Origin of the sequence: Chryseobacterium sp. G0162 (assembly GCF_003815715.1) — a bacterium.
Lineage (GTDB): Bacteria > Bacteroidota > Bacteroidia > Flavobacteriales > Weeksellaceae > Chryseobacterium.
On record NZ_CP033922.1, the window covers coordinates 3,567,229 to 3,589,738 of the forward strand.

17 protein-coding genes are annotated in these 22,510 nt (G+C 33.2%); 16 read left to right on the forward strand and 1 reads right to left on the reverse strand.

Annotated features, from left to right (window positions below; all coding sequences use genetic code 11):
- Positions 1-25 precede the first annotated feature (25 nt).
- Positions 26-1,000 (reverse strand): ribonucleotide-diphosphate reductase subunit beta, encoded by a 975-nt coding sequence (locus EG344_RS16160; protein ID WP_123860591.1) that lies wholly within the window; start codon positions 998-1,000, stop codon positions 26-28.
- Between the two features lie 423 nt (positions 1,001-1,423).
- Here EG344_RS16160 and EG344_RS16165 point away from each other — a divergent pair, with 423 nt between their 5' ends.
- The 16 genes from EG344_RS16165 (at position 1,424) to EG344_RS16240 (ending at position 22,509) form a co-directional block, all read left to right on the forward strand.
- The gene (locus EG344_RS16165; protein ID WP_123910358.1) at positions 1,424-2,113 is read left to right on the forward strand and encodes an ABC transporter ATP-binding protein; all 690 of its coding nucleotides are present in this window, start codon (positions 1,424-1,426) and stop codon (positions 2,111-2,113) included.
- An 84-nt stretch (positions 2,114-2,197) separates the two neighbouring features.
- The gene (locus EG344_RS16170) at positions 2,198-3,430 is read left to right on the forward strand and encodes an ABC transporter permease (protein WP_123910360.1); all 1,233 of its coding nucleotides are present in this window, start codon (positions 2,198-2,200) and stop codon (positions 3,428-3,430) included.
- Between the two features lie 93 nt (positions 3,431-3,523).
- A complete protein-coding gene (locus tag EG344_RS16175; RefSeq protein WP_123910362.1) occupies positions 3,524-4,795 on the forward strand; it encodes an ABC transporter permease in 1,272 nt (423 codons plus the stop codon).
- A 109-nt stretch (positions 4,796-4,904) separates the two neighbouring features.
- Positions 4,905-6,116, forward strand: coding sequence for an efflux RND transporter periplasmic adaptor subunit (locus EG344_RS16180; RefSeq protein WP_185145565.1), 1,212 nt, complete (start codon positions 4,905-4,907; stop codon positions 6,114-6,116).
- Between the two features lie 208 nt (positions 6,117-6,324).
- Entirely contained in the window at positions 6,325-7,848 is a 1,524-nt protein-coding gene (locus EG344_RS16185; RefSeq protein WP_123910365.1) for a glycosyltransferase family 39 protein, read from the forward strand.
- 108 nt (positions 7,849-7,956) lie between these two features.
- Entirely contained in the window at positions 7,957-8,871 is a 915-nt protein-coding gene (locus EG344_RS16190) for an NAD(P)/FAD-dependent oxidoreductase (RefSeq protein ID WP_123910367.1), read from the forward strand.
- A gap of 186 nt (positions 8,872-9,057) precedes the next feature.
- Entirely contained in the window at positions 9,058-10,323 is a 1,266-nt protein-coding gene (glyA, locus tag EG344_RS16195) for a serine hydroxymethyltransferase (protein WP_123910369.1), read from the forward strand.
- A 51-nt stretch (positions 10,324-10,374) separates the two neighbouring features.
- Positions 10,375-10,839 carry a regulatory protein RecX gene (locus EG344_RS16200; protein ID WP_410494003.1) on the forward strand — a complete coding sequence of 155 codons (465 nt, stop codon included), beginning with the start codon at positions 10,375-10,377 and terminating at the stop codon, positions 10,837-10,839.
- 286 nt (positions 10,840-11,125) lie between these two features.
- Positions 11,126-13,054, forward strand: a complete 1,929-nt coding sequence (locus EG344_RS16205; protein ID WP_123910371.1) for a polysaccharide biosynthesis protein — start codon at positions 11,126-11,128, stop codon at positions 13,052-13,054.
- A 37-nt stretch (positions 13,055-13,091) separates the two neighbouring features.
- A complete protein-coding gene (locus EG344_RS16210; RefSeq protein WP_123910373.1) occupies positions 13,092-13,913 on the forward strand; it encodes a polysaccharide biosynthesis/export family protein in 822 nt (273 codons plus the stop codon).
- A gap of 65 nt (positions 13,914-13,978) precedes the next feature.
- The gene (locus tag EG344_RS16215; protein WP_123910375.1) at positions 13,979-15,271 is read left to right on the forward strand and encodes a nucleotide sugar dehydrogenase; all 1,293 of its coding nucleotides are present in this window, start codon (positions 13,979-13,981) and stop codon (positions 15,269-15,271) included.
- Between the two features lie 73 nt (positions 15,272-15,344).
- Positions 15,345-17,705 carry a GumC family protein gene (locus tag EG344_RS16220; protein ID WP_123910379.1) on the forward strand — a complete coding sequence of 787 codons (2,361 nt, stop codon included), beginning with the start codon at positions 15,345-15,347 and terminating at the stop codon, positions 17,703-17,705.
- A complete protein-coding gene (locus tag EG344_RS16225) occupies positions 17,705-18,694 on the forward strand; it encodes a mannose-1-phosphate guanylyltransferase (RefSeq protein ID WP_123910381.1) in 990 nt (329 codons plus the stop codon). Before EG344_RS16220 ends, EG344_RS16225 begins: the two co-directional genes overlap by 1 nt.
- 29 nt (positions 18,695-18,723) lie before the next feature.
- Positions 18,724-20,223 carry a lipid II flippase MurJ gene (locus tag EG344_RS16230; protein ID WP_123910383.1) on the forward strand — a complete coding sequence of 500 codons (1,500 nt, stop codon included), beginning with the start codon at positions 18,724-18,726 and terminating at the stop codon, positions 20,221-20,223.
- A 17-nt stretch (positions 20,224-20,240) separates the two neighbouring features.
- Complete coding sequence (locus tag EG344_RS16235) at positions 20,241-21,410, forward strand: acyltransferase family protein (protein WP_123910385.1); 1,170 nt, start codon at positions 20,241-20,243, stop codon at positions 21,408-21,410.
- A 1-nt stretch (position 21,411) separates the two neighbouring features.
- Positions 21,412-22,509 carry a glycosyltransferase family 4 protein gene (locus tag EG344_RS16240; RefSeq protein WP_123910389.1) on the forward strand — a complete coding sequence of 366 codons (1,098 nt, stop codon included), beginning with the start codon at positions 21,412-21,414 and terminating at the stop codon, positions 22,507-22,509.
- Position 22,510 lies beyond the last annotated feature (1 nt).

Sequence of the window (22,510 nt, forward strand, 5' to 3'; positions counted from 1 at the left end):
CGCTCGCTTCGCTCGCGCCTTTACGTTAGAACAAGTCGTTTGCTGTAATACTCTTATCGTGTTTTGTATAGTCTACAGGTCTTTTTGCAAAGAAATCATCTAGTGAATTAGCGAAAACTTCCTCTTCGAACCATACCATTGGTCTGTATTGTTCCGGAGTGATGTTGTATCTTGTTTTCATGTTGATTTTCTTCAAGCTGTCATCCACACGGTACTTCATGAAGTTTAATAGATCTTCTTTGGATACGTTGTCGATTTCTCCTAATTCGAAGATCCAGCTAAGGATATCTCCTTCTTTTTCGATCGATTCGTCTACAAGGGTGTAGATATCTTCAATATCGCTTTCTGTTAAAAGGTCAGGCTGTTCTTCACGGATCTTGTTGATCAGATAGATTCCTGCGTTAGCGTGAATTTGCTCATCTACAGAAGTCCATGCGATAATATTGGAAACATTTTTCATGAATCCTTTGAATCTTGTAAAAGAAAGGATGATGGCAAACTGAGAGAAAAGAGAAACGTTTTCTACCAAGATACTGAATAACAATAATGCAGAAACATATTCTTTTGGAGTAGCAGAGTTAGCATGTTTTAAGGCATTTCCAAGGAACTCAATTCTACCTTTTACCGCTGGAATTTCAATGACATTAAGGAATTCGTCATTATATCCTAATACCTCCAGTAAACGGGAATATGCTTCAGAATGACGGAATTCGCATTCTGCAAAAGTAGATCCTAATCCATTGAATTCCGGTTTCGGAAGGTGGTTGTATAAATTCCCCCAGAATGTCTTTACAGACACCTCAATCTGTGCAATGGCTAAAAGCGCATTTTTCACAGCATTCTTTTCATGTGGTTCCAACTGCGAATGAAAATCTTGTACATCTGCAGTAAAGTCCACTTCCGAATGTACCCAAAACGATTTGTTGATGGCTTCTACAAATTGAAGAACCTCCGGGTATTCAAATGGCTTATAGCTTACTCTCTTATCAAAAATTCCCATATTAAATATCTTTATAATTAAATAATTCAGATCTCTGTGGATAATGTTCAGAAGGTGTGTAACTTTTTGTTTTTGTGGTGGTTGTGAATTTAAGTTATTCACACTGCAAGTTTTCGTTTCTGAGCAAAATCTAATGACAAAGTTCGAAAAAAAGAACTGATTTTGAAAGAGGTAAATACTAATAGACTGACTTTTAGCTGTAAAAGTTTTCCACATTTACATGAAACAGGCTCGAATAATAGGCTAGAAGGGTATATAGGGGATAAATACATGGAAAACTTAAGTTACAGTTAAACAAAATTTGATAAACTATTTTAAATAAAGGCTTAAGGTGTTAAACAAAAAAATATTTGAATAAATTTTCATTCTTGTAACAATTTGAAAATATCATCTACTTATTGGGTATAAAACATACATCACTTAATGCTAGTAATTCAGGATTTACACAAATCATACGATACGGGAAAAAGTAAACTTCATGTTTTGAAGGGTATTAATCTGGATATTTTAGAAGGAGAGTTTGTTTCCATCATGGGGAGTTCCGGTTCCGGAAAATCTACACTTCTTAATATTATTGGTATTCTGGATGAAAAAGACTCGGGAACCTACGAATTGGATGGCGTTCCTATTGAGCATTTATCAGAAGTAAAAGCAGCAGAGTACAGAAGTAAATTTTTAGGATTTATTTTCCAGTCTTTTAATCTTATCAGTTATAAAACAGCGCTTGAAAATGTAGCACTTCCATTATATTACCAGAATGTGCCAAGAAAAGAACGTAACCAGAAAGCTCTGGAATATCTGGAGAAAGTAGGTCTTACTCAGTGGGCAAACCACCTTCCCAATGAACTTTCAGGAGGACAGAAGCAGAGAGTGGCAATTGCGAGAGCACTTATCACGGACCCAAAAGTAGTATTGGCCGATGAGCCTACCGGAGCATTGGATTCAAAGACCACGCATGATATTATGAAACTTCTTCAGGATATTAATAATGAAGGAAAAACCATCATTGTGGTAACTCACGAACCGGATGTAGCAGCACAGACGAAAAGGAATGTAATTCTGAAGGATGGTGTCATTGAAAGCGATGAGTTTATTAAGCAGATTGTGCTTTAGACAATTTGATAATTTGAAAATGAGATAATTTGAAAATTGAATGATTTTATCTTTTGATTTTTCAGTCTTTTAATAGTAATAAAAATGTTTGACCTAGATCGTTGGCAGGAAATATTCAGTTCTATCCGTAGTAATGTACTTCGGACGGTACTTTCGGGATTTACGGTAGCTTTGGGGCTGTTTATTTTTATTGTACTTTTTGGAATAGGAAAAGGGCTTCAGAATGCTTTCTCAGAAGGGTTTGCAGGAGATGCCAAAAACCTGATTACCATTTATACAGGAAAAACAACTTTAGCCTATAAAGGATTACAATCCGACAGGACGGTAAATATGAATAATGATGACTACAATTTTCTTGTCAATACAGATAAAGAGAAAGTAGATGCAGCCAGCCCAAGGTATGCTACCAATTTAATGGTAAAATATGGTAAGGAGAGTGGTCTTTATCAGGTGCATGGTGCAGAACCGGGAGAGCAGGTTATTGAAAACAGAAAGCTTGTTGATGGAAGGTATATTAACTCCTTCGACTTAGCAAGAAAACAGAATGTAGCCGTTATCGGAAGAATGGTTCAGAGAGACCTTATTAAAAATGGAGGTTCCATCGGGAAGGAGTTAGATATTAACGGGACAATGTTTAAAGTTGTAGGGGTATTTTCAGATGATGGTGGAGATAGAGATGAAAGACATATTACGGTACCCATTACTACTTTACAGCAGATGAAAAAAGGTTCTGACACTGTGAATACGGTTTATATTGCCTATAATGATAAACTGCTGAACCCTCAGGAAGCTATTAAATATGGAGATGAACTGAGAGATAAGCTGAAAGCGAGAAAAAATGTTTCTCCTGATGATGAAAATGGAGTCCGTGTCTGGAATAATGCCAAAAATATGAATGATACCTTCACTTTTATGGCAGTACTAACCGCAATCGTAGGGTTTATTGGCTTGGGAACTTTATTGGCAGGTATTATCGGGATCAGTAATATCATGGTGTACATCGTAAAAGAAAGAACCAAAGAAATTGGAGTACGAAAAGCCATAGGTGCCAAACCGGCAGGAATTGTTGCCCTGATTGTTCAGGAAAGTGTTGTGATTACAGTAGTCTCTGGATTTGTAGGAATAGGAATAGGTGTCTTAACATTAAACCTGATTGGTGATAGCCTGGAAGAGTTTTTTATTAAAAGTCCAAGTGTAGGCTGGGGATCCATCGTTATGGCATTTGTTGCATTAGTGTTCTCCGGATTGATTGCAGGATTTGTTCCGGCATACAGAGCCTCAAGAATTAAACCGATTGAAGCATTAAGAACAGAATAGTAATTTGAAAATGAAATAATTTGGAAATGCAGTAATGATGACAGTCTGTTGATTTACTCTTTTACAACTATTAATAATTTATAATTCAGAAAGGTGAATATCATATTTAAAAAAGATACTTGGCAGGAGATCTATTATTCATTGAGGAATAATAAACTCCGTACATTTCTTACCATGATTGGAGTAGGATGGGGCATGTTTTTGTATGTAAGCCTTCTTGGGGCAGCAAAAGGCATGGAGAATGGTTTCGATAAATTGTTTTCCGGGTTTGCTACCAATTCCATTTTCCTGTGGGCACAGAAAACATCTATTCCGTATGAAGGATTTCCAAAGGGAAGAGATGTTCATTTGAACTTATCCGATATGGAAATGCTGAAAAAGAAATTGACCGATATTGATTACATATCACCACAAAACGCAAGAGGAAGCTTCACAGGAACCCCAGGTGAATCCATGTCAAGAAACGGAAAAAGTGCTACCTATTCTCTTACAGGAGATTATTCTGTAGGAAATAAAATTTCAGAAAAGAAACTTATTTACGGACGCTACATCAATGATGCAGACGTTTCTGGAAATAAAAATGTAGTGGTTATTGGTGAAGAAATTTATAAGAATCTTTTTGATTCCAAGAAACAAGAGAATCCAATCGGAAAGTCGATTAACATCAAAGGGTTGTTTTTTAATGTAATCGGAGTTTTCAGAGTGAAAAAAGGAGGTGGTTTTGAAAGTGACCAGAGTGCTTTTATCCCATTATCTACTTATACTAAAATGTATAATGCAGGAGATCAGATTGATCTGTTTGCTATTGTAGGGAAACCTAATGCTAACCTTAATACCCTGGAGGATCAGATAAAACAAATATTAAAATCAAAGAATAAAGTTTCGCCTGAAGATACCAATGCTTTCGGAAGTGCAAACGTAGCCAAAGAGTTTAAAAAACTGACCGGTTTTCTTACTGGGATGCAGCTTTTGACCATTATTGTAGGAACATTAACGATCCTGGCAGGGGTTATTGCCATTTCAAACATTCTTTTGATTACCGTAAAAGAAAGAACAAAGGAAATAGGTATCAGACGGGCATTAGGAGCAAAGCCAGCTGAGGTAAGAAACCAGATCTTGCTTGAAAGTGTTGTCATTACGCTCTCTTCCGGATTGTTAGGATTTATGTTTGGAATCTTTGTGCTGATGATTTTAAATATAGCTACTCAGGGACAGGACTCATTTCCTTTTTATAACCCAACGGTAAACTATGGGAATGTATTTGCTGCCATGGCAGTAATGGTCATATTGGGATTAATTATCGGGATGATCCCTGCACAGAGAGCAGTAAAGATCAGGCCGATTGAAGCATTAAGAACAGAATAATAATTTGAAATGAAATAATTTGAAAATTTGAAAATGATCAGAACCATAGGGTATTAATCTTTTAATTTTTAAATCTTTCAATCCTTTAATTAAAAAATAAACTATACATATGAAAAAGAAATTCACCTGGAAAAAAGCCATTTATATAGTCTTGGGGCTTTTATTTGCAGTGGCATTGTTCTCAGGGATTGGTTATCTTGTGAAATCGAACTCCAAAGAAAGCGAGGCTTTCCTTACCCGCAAACCGAGCATTCAGAATATGGATGATAAGGTAATGGCCACCGGAAAAATTGTTCCAAAGGAAGAAATTGAAATTAAGCCCAATATTACAGGGATTATCGATAAAATTTTAGTAAAAGAAGGAGACAGAGTAGAAGTAGGTCAGCTAATTGCTACCGTGAAAATTGTACCTAGTATTTCTGAAGTGAATGCTGCTCAGCAGGAAGTTCAGAATGCACAGATTCAGATCAGCAATGCGCAGATGAATGTTGGGAATATGCAGAAGCAATTTGAGATGCAAGATAAACTGTATAAGCAAGGAGTAGCTTCAAGACAGGAGTTCCTTAATGCTCAGCAACAATTATTCTCTCAGCAACAAACTCTTAAGAATTCCCAGCAGCAGTTGAATACCGCACAGAAAAGATTGCAGATTGCTAAAACCGGAGCTACTCCTGAACTTCAGGGGCAAGGTTTGGCAACCACACAAATTCGTTCCAAAGCTTCAGGAACAGTTCTTGAAGTTCCTGTAAAACTGGGAAGTCAGGTAATTGAAGCGAACAACTTTAATGCAGGAACTACAATTTGTTCAGTAGCAGATTTGAACTCTCTGATCTTTAAAGGAGAAATTGATGAAGCTCAGGCAGGAAAACTGAAGCAAGGTATGGATATGAATATTGTTATCGGTGCCTTACAGAATAAAACTTTCCCTGGAAAACTGACAATGATTGCTCCCAAAGGAAAAGATAATGCTGGGACCATTAAGTTTCCGGTAGAAGGAAACGTAGATAATCCTAATAATGAATATATCAGAGCTGGATTCTCTGCTAACGGAGAAATCGTGTTAAGTTCTCAGAAAAATGCTTTACTGCTTGATGAATCTCTTGTTCAGTATGAAAAGAAGCAAGGGAAAGATGTACCTTTTGTAGAAGTAAAGCAGCAAGACGGGAAATTTAAGAAGGTATACCTGAAACTTGGAGCTAGTGATGGAATTAATGTTCAGATTCTTCCGGGATCAAATATTACAAAAGATTCAGAAGTAAAAGTTTGGAACCCATCCGATAAAGACAAAGAAGAGTTGAAAGAAAAAGCGAAAGCAAAATAATAAACTACACTATACATTTTAAACTGTAAGATCCCGGAGTATATACTTCGGGATTTTTTTTGAATGAAAAACCTTAAGGTACAGGTTGAAATGATTCATCAAAAAATTAAATCAGTTTAAAATGTTCTGCTTTTTTATGATAAAGTATTGCAATATGTAATAAATATGAAGTTTAAAATGTCTTATTTTTAGTTTTTAAATTATAATCATGAAGAAAAGCAGTCTGATTCTTATTCTTTTTATCATTGTAAAGTTTATTCTTCAATATACATTGGTAAGTCCCGAATACGATTTGCAGCGAGATGAGTACTTGCACCTGGACCAGGGAAATCATATTGCCTGGGGGTATATTTCTGTTCCTCCTGTGAGCTCGTGGATATCATGGCTGATAAAAGTATTGGGTGATTCTGTATTTTGGATCAGGTTTTTTCCGGCTTTATTCGGAGCGTTGACGATAGTGGTTGTCTGGAAAGCTGTCGAAGAATTAAAAGGAGGGCTTTTTGCTTGTATTCTTGCTGCTTTAGGGCTATTGTTTTCCTCATTACTTCGCTTGAATATGCTGTATCAGCCCAATTCACTGGATGTTTTGTTATGGACTTCCTTTTTTTATATACTGATAAAATATATCAATACTGAAAAAGTAAGTTGGCTATATTGGGGCGGAGTCATTTTTGGGATAGGAATCTTGAATAAATACAATATCGTTTTTCTCGCATTAGGATTTTTACCTGCTCTTTTACTAACCAAACAAAGAAGAATTTTTGCAAATCCTCATACTTATGGAGCTGCCCTTCTAGCTTTGGTGATTATTTTCCCCAACCTTATTTGGCAGTATCATAACGGCTTTCCGGTAATTCATCATATGAAAGAATTATCCGAAATCCAGTTAGTGAATGTCAACCGGTTCGACTTTTTGAAATCACAGCTTTTATTCTTTATTGGAGTAACTTTTGTTATCCTGTTTGGTTTTTATGCTTTGTTGTTTTTTAAGTCTTTTGAGAAAATCAGGTTCTTCTTCTGGGGGTATATTATCACCCTATCAGTATTTATGTTTTTTAGAGCAAAAGATTACTATGCAATAGGTATTTATCCAATTTATATAGGGTTTGGAGCGGTTTATCTTGAGAGTATTTTGAATAGTGGATGGAAGAGATTTCTCAAACCTGTTTGTATTTTACACCCTATTCTTCTGTTTGTACCTATATATAATTTAGCATTTCCTAATAAAACTCCAGAATCTATAGCGGAGAATCCCGAAGCTTATAAAAAGTATGGACTTTTGCGCTGGGAAGATGGTAAAGACCATTCCTTACCTCAGGATTTTGCAGATATGTTGGGATGGAAAGAACTGGCTCAGAAAGTAGATCAACAATATGCGCGTTTGTCAAAATCAGGAAACACCTTAGTACTTTGTGATAATTATGGGCAGGCGGGAGCAATTAATTTCTATTCTAAGCAGGGAATAAAGGCAGTGTCGTTCAATGCAGATTATGTCAATTGGTTTGATTTAAGTAAAAAGTATAAAAATCTAATTAGGATCAAAGATAGTGCAGAAGATGAACTAGAAAAGACAGGTGCTTTCTTTAATCATTCTGTAATGGCGGATTCTGTTACCAATCCATATGCAAGAGAAAAAGGAACTGTGATTTTTAGTTTTGAAGACGCGAAAATTGATATACGAAAGAGACTTAAAGATGAAATAATTGAAATAAAAGATCGATGGAAAAAATAAACTTTGATGTAAAGTAAGATAATATAAAAAAAATAACGCAATCAAGTTGCATTAATGAGCTTTTGTTGTAGTTTTGTATTTGCAATAAATTATATCTCAACAGAAAATATGCAAAGCAAAAATTTTGATGTTATTATCATAGGAGGAAGTTATGCCGGTTTATCAGCAGGGATGGCTTTAGGAAGATCTTTAAGGAATGTATTGATTATAGATCATGGGAAACCATGTAACAGGCAGACTCCTCATTCGCATAATTTTATTACCCACGACGGAAAAACGCCAAAAGAAATCAGAGAGCTCGCTAAAAAGGATGTGGAAAAATATAAAACAATTCAGTTTTATGATGGTAAAGTAATGAGAGTAGGGAAGAATACTGATGATTTTTATGTAGAGCTATCTTCTGGTGATCGATTTTATGCGAGAAGGATCATTTTAGCTTCGGGAATTAAGGACATGATGCCTGATATTCCGGGGTTCACTGAATGTTGGGGAATTTCTGTCATACACTGTCCCTATTGTCACGGTTATGAAGTCAAGAATGAAGTAACGGGAATTCTCTCTGACGGAGATATGGCGTACGAGTTTTCTAAATTGGTCTTTAATTTAACAAAAGAGTTAACCTTATTTACGAACGGAAAAACTAAACTTACCAGTGAGCAGATTGGGAAATTGAAGCAGAATAAAATCAAGCTTAACGAAGATGAAATTAAAAGTATTGAACATGAAAACGGATATATTCAAAAACTCATCTTTACCAACGGAAAAACAGTTTCTTTAAAAGCTTTGTATGCGAAAATTCCTTTTGAACAGAATATTGATGTGTCAGAAACTTTAAGTTGTGAACTGACGGAACAAGGCTTTATTAAAGTAGATTTTATGCAGAAGACATCAGTTCCCGGAGTTTTTGCCTGTGGTGATAATGTAACCATGATGAGATCTGTAGCGAATGCTGTGGCTCAGGGTAATTTTGCTGGAGCAATGGTCAATAAAGAGCTCTCAGAAGAAGAATTTGGATACAAATAATATACTGATCTGTATGAAATGTAATATGGAAAACTACAGAAGACCGTTGATTGAAGAAAATTTATAAATAGGCAATATTTTGAAGCTTTTATAAAAAATCAGGTCTAAAATCATATTTTTTGATGCCAAAATCTCAACGAAAATTCCGTACATTTGGGGTGAAAAATTTCAAAAACTAAAAGTAAAATGGATATTATTTTCGACCTGATTGAAAAGGAAAGACAAAGACAGGCCCATGGATTAGAGCTTATCGCATCAGAAAACTTTGTTTCTGAAAACGTGATGAAAGCAATGGGAAGTGTACTGACAAATAAATATGCTGAAGGGTATCCCGGAAAAAGATATTACGGAGGATGTGAAGTAGTAGATGAGGTTGAAACATTAGCGATCAACAGAGCAAAGGAGCTTTTCGGAGTAGACTATGTAAACGTGCAGCCACATTCCGGATCTCAGGCGAATGCAGCCATTTATCTTGCTGTTTTGAAAGCGGGAGATAAGATCATGGGAATGGATCTTTCTATGGGAGGACACCTTACTCATGGTTCTGCAGTTAACTTCTCAGGAATTCAATATCAAGTAGTTTCTTATGGAGTAGAAAGAGAGACTGGTCTTATCGACTATAACCAAATGAGAGAAGTTGCTTTAAGAGAAAGACCAAAAATGCTTATCGCCGGATTCTCTGCTTATTCAAGAGATCTGGACTATGCTAAATTTAGAGAAATTGCTGACGAAATCGGAGCAACACTTTGGGCAGATATTGCTCATCCTGCAGGTTTAGTAGCTAAGGGATTATTAAACTCTCCATTTGAACACTGCCACGTAGTGACCACTACTACTCATAAGACCCTAAGAGGTCCAAGAGGAGGAATGATTATGATGGGGAAAGATTTTGAAAATACCTATGGCCACAAAACTCCAAAAGGAGAAACAAAAATGATGAGCCAGGTATTAGATGGAGCTGTATTCCCAGGAATTCAGGGAGGTCCGTTAGAGCATGTAATTGCTGGTAAAGCAGTGGCTTTCGGGGAAGCTTTGGATGGTCAGTTCGAAACTTATGCAAAACAGGTGAAGGCGAATGCTCAGGCGTTATCAAAAGCAATGATCGATAAAGGCTTTGATATCGTGAGTGGAGGTACAGATAACCACTTAATGTTGGTAGACCTTAGAAATAAAGGAGTAAACGGTAAAGAAACAGAAAAAGCATTAGTACTTGCTGATATTACATGTAATAAAAATATGGTTCCTTTCGATGACAAGTCTCCATTTACAACATCTGGTATCAGATTAGGTACAGCTGCTATTACAACAAGAGGACTTAAAGAAAATGATATGGAAACTATTGCAGGATTAATCTCTGAAGTAGTGGACAACATCAAAAATGAAGAAGTTCTTGCATCTGTAAGAAAGAAAGTAAATGAATTAATGGAAGGTAAAGCATTATTCAACTACTAATATAAAATATAATATACTATAAAGAATGGGCAGAAAGCTCATTCTTTTTTTATTCACATGGAAAAGAAATCTTTTACTTTTGATGAAATCAAGCAGAAACTGGTCAGTTATTGTGTGTATCAGGATCGCTGTCATGCGGAGGTGGAGCAGAAAATGAGAGAATTTCTCCTGATTGAAGAGGCAAAAGAAGAAATTATTCTCTATCTGATGAAAGAAAATTACCTCAATGAAGAAAGGTTTACCAGAAGCTATATCAGAGGGAAATTTTACATTAAACATTGGGGAAGGAATAAGATCAGAATGAACCTTAAGCAGAAGCAAATCTCTGAAAAACTGATCAGTATGTGTTTTGATGAAATATATGAAGATGATTACATCAAAACGATCACAAGAATCTATGAAGACTATTCTTCAAAACAGAAAGGATTGCAGGAATATCAGAAAAAAGTGAAGACTATAAAATATTTAATGAGCAGAGGCTTTGAATATGAGAAAATAAATGATATTTTTGACTAAATATTGAATAAAATTTAAAGTTATCTTTTTTGAGCTTAAAAAAAATAAGAAAGAGTATTATGGGTAAATATCACCCTTAGCTGAATTTTTATGGTATGATTTTTGTCAACCATTTGCTCTATTGATTGACTCCTAAAGGTTTCATAAAATAGTTAAACATCAAATTTATTTTTGATTTCAGTATCTAAATAGAATTTTATTTTATTTTTGCATGATTGTATCGAAATTATCATTGGTGGATAATTGGATCTTACACTAATTAAAAATATGGACACAAATATAGACAATGTACAATTCTCTTAGAAAAAAAATATTTGGAGGAGATAATGTTGTCAATCTCTCAGACGTAAGATATCTTCCTAGATGGATAATATTGGTAATAGATATTATTATCCTGGTTATATCCCTATTTCTTTCTACTTATATTATAGAAAAAATTACACAAAAAGAATTTATTTACCATCAGGATAAAAGTATTGTTTTTGCTTTTATAATCTTGGTGAACACTTTCTTTATGTATATTTTTAAAACGTATGCCGGGATCATCAGGCATTCAACTTTTATAGATCTGTTCAAATTACTTGTATCGTGTTTCAGTACGATGTTTGTTGTTGCTACAATTAATGTAGTATACTTTTGGACTACAGGTGGAAAGTTTATTTTAACTCCTTATCTGGTACTGTATTTTGTGATCTCTTTTATGGGATTATTTCTCTTTAGACTTTATGTTAAAGAATTTTTTCACATTGTAAGAGAATACAGAAGAAGTGCATTGAAAAAACGGATTTTAGTACTGGGAATTGATGAACAATCTATTGCTATTGCAAGAGCCATTTTAGATAACCCCAATCTTCCTTATCAGGTAGTTGGTTTTTTAACACAGAGAACCGATTCAAAAAGAGCATCATTGCTTGGAAAGCCAATCTATGCAAAAGAAAAGATTGAGACTAGTACAAAAGATGATCTTGTTATTGACGGGGTTATTATTGTAAAAGAAATGATGGCAAAGGATGAAATGAATTCCTGGGTCAATTTATTTTTAGAGAAAGATCTGAATGTATTTAAAGCTCCTTCTGTTCAAAAATTGAGAGATAGTGATTTAGGCGGATCAATAAGAAATCTTCAAATTGAGGACCTTCTTAATAGAAAACCTATCAAGATTGAGAACGAGGAAGTTAAAAGCAGACATTACGGTAAAAATGTATTAGTTACCGGGGGAGCTGGTTCAATAGGGAGCGAAATTATCCGACAGGTAGCTCAGTTTACCCCTTCTTTGATTGTTGTACTTGATCAGGCTGAAACCCCATTATATGATATTGAACTTGAAATGAAGGAGAAATTTCCTCATATCAGATTTAAATTTGTATTAGCTGATGTTTCCAATATTCACAGAATTGAGCCGTTATTCCAGACGTATAACTTTTCAATGGTATACCATGCTGCAGCTTATAAGCATGTTCCTCTTGTAGAAGATAATCCAAACGAGGCAATCCGTGTAAATGTTTTAGGATCAAAAAATATAGCTGTTTTATCCAGTCGTTACAAGGTCAACAGATTTGTAATGATTTCAACAGATAAGGCGGTAAATCCTACCAATGTAATGGGAGCCTCGAAAAGGGCAGCCGAATTATTTGTTCAGTCTTTACAACACGCTGAAGGTAATACAACAAAATTTATTACCACAAGATTCGGAAATGTTTTGGGGTCAAATGGATCTGTTATTCCTCATTTCAAAAAACAGATTGAGGCAGGTGGGCCTGTTACCATCACCCACCCTGATATTGTAAGATACTTTATGACCATTCCTGAAGCATGTGAACTTGTTCTTCAGGCTGGAACTATGGGACAGGGAGGAGAAATCTTTGTTTTTGATATGGGTGAACCTGTGAAGATTCTTGATTTAGCAAGAAGAATGATAAAACTATCAGGTTTTGAGCCTAATATTGATATCAAAATTATTTATACGGGATTAAGACCAGGGGAAAAACTATACGAAGAACTCCTAAGTGATAATGCAAAAACGCTTCCTACACATAATGAAAAAATTATGGTTTCTAAAGATCCTACCATGTCGTTTTCGGAAATAGAACGTTTGGTAAATCAGATAACGGAAGCCTCTGTAATGCAGGAAAAAGTAGAAGTTGTTAAGATTCTTAAGCTTATCGTACCAGAATTTATAAGTAATAATTCTATCTACGAGGTTTTGGATAAATAGGAAAAAATATAAATGTATATTTGTACAATTTTAAAATATGAAAAGTAAAATATTAGGACTGTTTTCTATACTCTTATTAGTATCATGTAAGGTTAAAGATAATGCTCAGAATGATTTAAACTATATGCAGAATATAGAACAAGTGGCTATTGAATCATCTGCAAAAAATTCTGGTAATACAATACAGACAGGAGATCAGCTGGTTATCCTGATTACCGCTAAAGATATGGATGTAGTAAAGCCATTTAATCAGAGCTATTCTTCTTCTGAAATGGTTCAGCCTAGTAATACCAATGCAGGAGGCAATATGCCTAGCCAGGGAACAACAACAATAACAGGACCTACTTATATTGTAGATAATAATGGTAATATCGATTTTCCGGTTATTGGTACAATTAATACAACAGGTAAGACACTGATTGATGTTAAAAATGAATTAAAAGAAAAAGTAAGCCAATATGTTATTAACCCAACTGTAAGTGTAAGACTTACTAACTTTAAAATTACAGTACTTGGGGAGGTTAACAGGCAAGGAGATTATACCATTACTAACGGACAGGCAACTATTTGGAATGCTTTAGGACTTGCTGGTGATTTAACCGGATATGGAAAAAGAACAGACGTATTGGTGGTAAGAACTGAAGATGGAAAAGTTACTCATGGTAGAATTAATCTACAGGACGCTAACTTGATTAATTCTCCGTTTTTTAATTTAAAACAAGGTGACGCCATTATTGTTCAGTCAACTAAAGCAAAAGAAATAGTATCAAGACAGAATCCTAATACAGGACTTTACCTTACTGCTATTTCTATTGGTGTGACAGCTCTTGCTGTTGTTATTGGTTTGTTTAAAAAATAAAAGTTACGTAATTAAACTATCAAAAATAATATTGTTAATTTAATTATTTGAAAGAATCACAAAAAATGAAATCATATAATATAGCCATTATAGGACAAGGGTATGTAGGATTACCTTTGTCTTTGGAATTTGCTCATCATTATCCGGTTTTGGGTTTTGATATTAATACAGAAAGAATTAATGAGCTTAATAATGGTCATGATACGACATTAGAAGCAGATATTGATAAACTTAAAGATTGTTTAAACCGTTATAATGAGTCAAAAGGAACTATTGGTTATAGAGGAACAAGTAATATTCGGGAAATTGCCGACTGTAATGTTTTTGTTGTAACGGTACCTACACCTATTGATAAATATAATGCTCCGGACCTGAACCCATTGCTTACAGCTTCAAAGATGCTGGGAGAAATTATCAAGAAAGGAGATATTGTCATATATGAATCTACTGTTTTCCCTGGCTGTACTGAAGAAGAATGTGTTCCAATTCTGGAAAAATATTCAGAATTAAAATTTAATGAAGACTTCTTTGTAGGATATTCCCCTGAAAGAATCAATCCGGGAGATAAAATAAATACCTTAACCAATGTAATGAAAGTCACTTCCGGATCTACAGCTGAAATAGCACAGGAAGTTGACGATTTATATAAAAAAATAATTACAGCAGGTACTCACAAAGCGCCTAGTATTAGAGTAGCAGAAGCTTCAAAAGCGATTGAAAATGCTCAACGAGATGTAAACATTTCTTTTGTTAATGAGTTGGCCCTTATCTTTGATAGAATGGGGATTGATACCAATGACGTTCTTGAAGCAGCTGGAACAAAATATAATTTTCTGAAATATAAACCTGGCCTTGTTGGAGGACACTGTATTTCTGTAGATCCATATTATCTGGCACATAAAGCTGAGCAATTGGGCTATCATCCGGACGTTATATTATCAGGGCGTAGGGTAAATGATTCAATTGCAAAATTTATAGCATCAAAAGTGGTAAAATTGCTTATAGCTAAAGGAAATGTTATCAAAAATTCTCAAGCTTTAATTTTAGGAGTAACTTTTAAAGAAAATTGTCCTGATGTAAGAAATACAAAAGTGATTGACATTTATAATGAATTAAAAGATTATGGGGTAGAGGTAGATATTTTTGATCCGTGGGCAGATAAAGAAGAAGTAAAACATGAATATGGGGTAACTATTCTAGATCAGTTTAAGGAAAATAAAAAATATGATTCAATTATCATTGCTGTATCTCACAAAGAATTTCTCACATTAGATTTTGAAAAAATAAAAAAAGAGGATAGTATTATTTTTGATACTAAAGCTTGTATTGATCGAAGTTTAGTAGATGCAAGGCTCTAATTATTAAAAAACTAATTAATATGTGTTGTTAAAATAAGACAACATAGCAAATTGTAAAATTTAAAACTAAATAATGGATAATCCAGTTATTGAAGGATCAGAAAAAGAAATTAATATTCAGGAGATAATTAAACCCTATTTGAGAAACTGGGTGTGGTTTATTATTGTTCCTATTATATGTTTAGTTGCAACGTACTTTTACTTAAAGTTTGTTACACCTATATATAATATTCAGTCATCCGTTCTTATTAAAGACGCTAAAAAAAGTCCTACTGTGGGAGGAGGTGAGTTTGGTGTTTTACAAGACTTATCTGGTTTTGGAGGAATGGGAACGAATAGTATTGAGAATGAAATAGAAATTTTCAAGTCTAAAAAACTTATGTATGAAGTGGTAAAGCAGAATAATCTGCAGACTTCAATATATACAAAATCCAAATTAAATGATGAGGAACTCTACAAAGAGACATCTCCTATAACCATTCAAGTTATTAACGAAAAGGAGTATACCCAAAGAATAACACCGGTAAACATTAAAATTTCTGGTCAAAATATTGTTTTAACAAGTGATAGCTTTCCGGAAATTAAAACACAGTTCAATAAAACAGTCAGCTTACCTTATGCTAATTTATTGATCATTAAAAACCCGATGTATAATAAGTCTAAGGCTGAAGATCTGAGTAATATACATTTTATCTATTCTACTATAGAAGGTACTGTGAATTATTTACAGAAAATATTAAATGTAAGCTTAATTAATAAAGAATCAACAGTTATTAATTTATCATTGAATTATGCGAATGTAAATAAAGCTAAGGATATTGTAAATACTTTAGTAAAAGCATATAATAATGATGCTATTAGTGATAAGAATTCAGAATCAAAAAAGACTAAAGATTTTATTGACGATAGAATAAATCTTATATCAAAAGAATTAGGACAGGTTGAAAATGAAAAAGAACGTTTCAAATCGAGCAACCAAATTACTGATTTATCAACAGAAGCTAAAATAAGTCTTGAAACATCAGCTGAAGCTAGATCAAAACAAATTGATTTAGAATCTCAACTTGAGCTTACCAATGCTTTAATCGATTTTATGGGAAGGCAAAATAATACTCATATATTACCTTCCAATGTCGGATTAAATAATACCGCCGCTGCTGCTAGTATAACAGCATACAATCAGCTTGTTTTAGAGCGAAACAGGTTACTTGAAAATGCAACTCCTCAGAACCCTGTAGTCATAGATCTTAATAAGCAAATATCTTCTCTAAGAAGCTCTGTTATGGAAAGTCTATTGAAGAATAGAACAGGATTACAATTAGCTAAAAATCAATATCAGGGCGAACAAAATATAATAAGCTCAAAAATCACCAAAATTCCTGCACAGGAAAAAATGTTTAGAAGTATTGAGAGACAGCAACAGATAAAAGAGAGCTTATACCTGCTTCTATTACAGAAAAGAGAAGAAACGGCAATTTCATTGGCCGTTACAGCAAATAAAGCCAGAATTATAGACTATGCTTATGCATCACCTGGTCCTGTAGCTCCTAAAAAAATGCTTTTCCTTGGAGGTTCACTATTATTGGGACTTTTTCTACCTGTCATTTTTATTTACATTAAAGAATTGCTTAATAATAAAGTTAAAAGTAAGCATGATTTAGAGAAACTTTCTCATGCTTCTGTATTAGGAGAATTACCAAGCGTTTTAAAGGGAGATCCGGATATTGTACAGGTTAATGACCTTTCACCGATGGCAGAAGCCTTCCGTATTTTAATTACTAATATGAACTTTTTACTACCTAAAAAGGATCATGGAAAAATTGTTTTTGTTACTTCTTCGGTTAAAGGAGAAGGAAAGACTTTTGTTTCTGTTAATTTAGCTCTGACTTTAGCAACGCCTAATAAGAAAGTGATTATTATAGGTTCAGATATAAGAAACCCTCAGCTTCAACGTTACAATACATCGAGAAGGGGCTTAACTGGTTTGACAGAGTTTCTGTATTCAGATCAAACCAAAGTAGAAGATATAATACATGTCACTTCATTTAATCCACATTGCGATGTAATTTATTCAGGAATGATTCCACCAAACCCAACAGAATTACTAAGTAATGGAAGATATGAGTTGTTGTTAAATCATTTGAGAACTAAGTATGATTATATCATTATAGATACTGCACCTCTATTATTAGTAACGGATACGTTCTTATTTGCAGACTTAGCTGATGCCACATTATACGTTACAAGATCGAGATATACCGAAAAATCTCTTATTGAGTTTGCTAATAGTAATATTGATAACCATAAAATTAAGAATGTAGGTTTTGTGCTTAATGATGTGGATAAAAACCATTATGGTTATGGTAATAAATATGGCTATGGTTATTCAGCGAAGGAAAAAACCTGGTTGGAAAAGATTAAAGAGAGACTATAATGACTAAAATTATTAATATTATACTTTCTGGGGGAGTGGGGAGCAGGCTTTGGCCCTTATCCAGAAAACACAGGCCCAAGCAATATCTGAATATTTTTGGAAAAAAATCTCTTTTTCAATTGACAGCAACTAGAAATATAAGTCTATGTGACCGTTTGACTGTGATAGGGAATACAGATAATTTTGAATTGTCTTCGGAAGCTTTACAAGAGATTAATATACAAGAATATCAGCAAATAGTAGAAGCTTCACCCAGAAACACTGCGGCAGCCATAGCTTTTGCTGCATTTTCAGCAGATAAAGATGATATTTTACTCATTACACCCTCTGATCATTTAATAGAAGATGAGGAAGAATATGCAAGATCTGTTAATGAAGCAATTCAGCTGGCGAAACAGGACTCAATTGTTACATTTGGATTAGTTCCTACTAAACCGGAAACAGGTTTTGGCTATATTCAGGTGCACGGTAATAATGTATTAGGATTTCGAGAAAAACCTAATCTGGAAACTGCCCAGGAATTTATAGTAAAGGGTAATTTTTTATGGAATTCAGGGATGTTTTGTTTTAAGGCTGGCATTTTTTTAGAAGAGCTTAAAAAATATCAACCTGAAGTGTATACAAAGTCCGAAATTGCTTTTAATGCAAGAATAGGGGATAAACTGCCTCTTAGAGAAAGCATGGATATTCCATCTATATCTGTAGATTATGCAGTAATGGAAAAGACTGACCGGCTTAAAGTCGTAAAATCAAATTTTAAATGGTCTGATATGGGATCCTTTGAGTCTCTGTATAATTATTTAAAGAACAATGGACATCCGACGGATGAAAATGGAAATATGGTTATTGGAAGCAATATACATACAGAGTTTTTAGGAATTAAAAAAAGTATTTTGGTGGTTACTGAAGATGCTATCTTAGTTTTGAAAAGAGAGAAGTCCCAAGATGTGAAGAAGATTTGTGAGAATGTTCCCGCCAATCTGCAATAGTTTTGCTGTTTCATTAATGCATATATAGAATGAGAAAGCAAATTAGTATCTTGTTTTTTTTGAAATTACTCAAGATACCTGTTAATTTATTGTTGTTGTCTCTTACGGCACGCTACTTTGGAGTCAGCATAGAAAAAGACATTTGGTTACTTGCTTTTGCAACCATTACCACTTTGGATCTTGCTATTTGGGGACCGATCAATGAAACATTTCGTACAAAATTTGTTTTTCTTAAAGAAAAAGAAAATGCAGAGTATGCTATCAATAAAACACAGTCTCTTTTATTTTATTTTATTTGTTTTTCAATTTTAGGAATTGTATTAATTGTATTATTTAATACATTTTTTGCTCATATCATTGCTCCTGATTACAATGAAGCTCAATTGGAAATTCTCCAAAAGATGCTCATTTATGTAGCTCCAGCATTATTATTCAATCAATTAATGCAAATTGGTATAAGTATTTTAAATGCTTATGAAATTTTTTTTGTTGCAGAAATATCAAGCTTTTTTTCAAATATATTAAATATCATTTTACTGTTATTGTTTGTAAATCAGTTCGGAATTTACGCTTTAGCAATATCTTATTATATTTCAACATTATTACTGATATTTTTTATTCTATTTTATTTTTACAGGAAAAAAATTCCGCTTTTTAACTATCGCTGGAATTTTAAGTTTGATGGATTTAAGATGTTTTTCCTCTTTGCTATTCCATTTTTTTTACCTTATTTTTTTGGACAAATAAATACATTATTAGAAAAAATATTTGCAGCAGAATTAGGAACAGGTTCAGTTTCTATCTTAGATTTTTCTAACCGTGTACCTATGCTATTATATAGTATAGTTCTAAGTGTTGTAACAACAGTTGTGGTACCAACATTATCTAAATATTACATAAGATCTGAAAGAGAAAATTTCAATAGCGAATTTAGAAAGGTATTTCAGTTAGGTATTTTATTAATAGGGCTAATTATTGGTTTTCTGGTAGGGGCAGCACCTGCTGTCGTAGATTTTCTTTATGATAAAGGAAGTATTTCTCATGAACAGCTTTCTGCTATTTCAGAAATGACTGTTTTGTATGCTGTTGCATTAATTGGTTTGTTCTCTTATATCTTGTTTGGAATGAGTTTGTTGGCATCTGAAAAACAAAAGTTTTATGCATTAATGGGGATGCTCACACAAGTTCTTGTTGTGCTACTTAATCTTTTTTGCAGGCCAATCTTAGGAATTTACACTTTTCCAATATCAATAGCTATTGCTCATGGGGTTTTTGCTTTCCTGATGAGTAGAGAGTATCCATTTAAAAAAGAATTGAGGCTAGAATTGTTTAAATATATTTTGTTCATATTATTATTATGCTTACTTATGTTTTGTGCCGGGAAATACATTGGTATTGGTAATTCAATTCTAAAAATGGCTTGTATGGGATTCTTGCTTTGTGTTTTTACATTGGGACTAAGTGTAGTTTTAAAAATTGAGGAACGTGAAGTAGTTTTCAAGGCAATCAAGAATAAAATAAAAAAATAAATATTAAATTATTAAGAATGAGCGTAGATGCTTTAAATCCAATCTTTTTTGTATTAATACTTGTTGTAGGTATTTTGAGTAGTTTTGTATTGCAAAAATTATCTAATGAAAAGCTTGAACATGTAAAATATCTTAGCATTGATGGATTGAGAGGATATCTAGCTTTTTTTGTTTTTATAGGGCATTCTGCAATCTGGTATTTTTATCTCAAAAATGGAATTTGGACATTTGTTAATTCAAAACTATTTTATGCAAGCGCATCTATCAGTGTTTTGTTTTTTTTCATGATCACATCATTTCTTTTCTTTTTGAAATTATATGATAATAAAACGAAGCCAATAGATTGGGTAAGGCTTTACATATCGAGATGTACAAGGTTAATGCCTCTGTATTATTTTGCATTCTTTTTTATTCTTTTTTTTGTATTTGTTCTATCAAATTTTAAATTAAATGTACCACCGTTGCTTTTAATAAGACAAATTTTGCAATGGTTGAGTTTTAATTTATTAGGAATTACTGATATTAACGCTTGTAAAGAAACAACTATAATCATTGCACAGGTTGTTTGGAGTTTACAGTATGAATGGTTATTTTATTTTTCATTACCCCTATTGAATTTGATCTTTTTTAGATCAAAGAGCAATACTTTAATATTCATTATTTCAACGATTCTATTCAGTGTATTTACAGTTCTTTTAAAACCGGATGTCTATTATTTTTACATTTTCACCGGAGGCGTTATTGCAGCCTATGCCGTTCGAAAAGTAAATATTAAAAATCCCAACACTCCTTTTTGGAATAGTATATTATTGATATTAATTTTCTTTTATTTTTTATTTATGAAAGTTAATGAACACCAGTATTGGGTGGCTATCTTATTATTTGCTATTTTTTTACTTATTGCAATTGGAAACACATTATTTGGTTTATTAACCACAAAGTTTTCAAGATTTTTGGGACAAATATCCTATAGTATTTACTTATTACATCCGATATTATTATTTACTACTTTTAAATTTATCATTCCATATGAATTTGCAAAAAATCTGTCACCACTTGAATATTGGCTAATAATTGCAGTCCTAACACCGATATTAATTTCAATTTGTTATTTGACCTTTAAAAAAATAGAAGAACCAATAATGAAGAAAACAGGAAAAATCACTTCATTAATTCAAAAAAAATAGTATGGGGAAAAAGAAGTTTCATTGTATATTTCCTATCGGACAAAATGTACACCTGGTAAAAGATGTTGGGATGATTCCTTACATGTTGCAAAAGGAGGGGTACTATGAGTCTTACATCTCATTCTATGAAAAGCCTGAAAACTTGCCTTATTTAAAAAATGAAGTTAAAGGGTTACATTATAAGCCGATAAAAAAAGTTTTTAAGAATGAAGATCTAAATATTTTTCTTTTTTTGCTTTGTCATTTTTGGAGCATGAATTATATAATGATGTTTCATCCTTCCTTCAAAAAAATTCTCATTAGTTTCCTATTTAAAATACTATCTTTTAATAGGCTTAAATTTTACTTTAAAATGGATGCAAATGATGCCTTTTTAAATGAGAAATTTTATCCTAAGTCTATTAACTATAAAATTAGAAATTTCTTATATAATAAAACTGGAAAATTTACGGTTGAGACTAATAAAGTTGCCAACTTTATAAATGAGTTTTCATATATTAACGTAAGTTTCCTTCCAAATGGATTTATCAAAAGTTCAAAAAATAACACCCCAAAAGAGAATAGGCTTCTATGGGTTGGAAGAGTGAGTGGAGAAGAAAAAGGTATTAAGTATTTTTTATCTGCTTTATCAAACATAGATTTAAAAAACTGGAAAGTTGATATTGTAGGACCCTATGATAGTAGTTTCTCAGAGACGATTGATAATTTTTTTTTAAATGCTCCGGGGTTAAAGGGAAAAATAGAATTTACTGGCAATATTTCTAGTCGAGAGCTTTTAGATGAGTATTATGCTAAATCAAAGATTTTTGTTTTAACTTCAAAATATGAAAGCTTTGGCTTAGTATTGGTAGAAGCTCTCGCACATGGGAATTTTTTAGTATCCAGCGATTTATTACCAGCACAAGAAATTTCTAGTTTTGGTAAATTTGGGGAATTATTTCCTATAGGTGATTCTCAAAAATTATCTTCAATTCTTCAAGATATTATAGATGAAAAAATGCATTTACCTTCTGCAGAAAGCATTATGGAGTATGCAGAACAAAACTACGATTGGCGTGTTTTGGTAAAAAGATTATATGAATTACTAGAATCAAAATAAG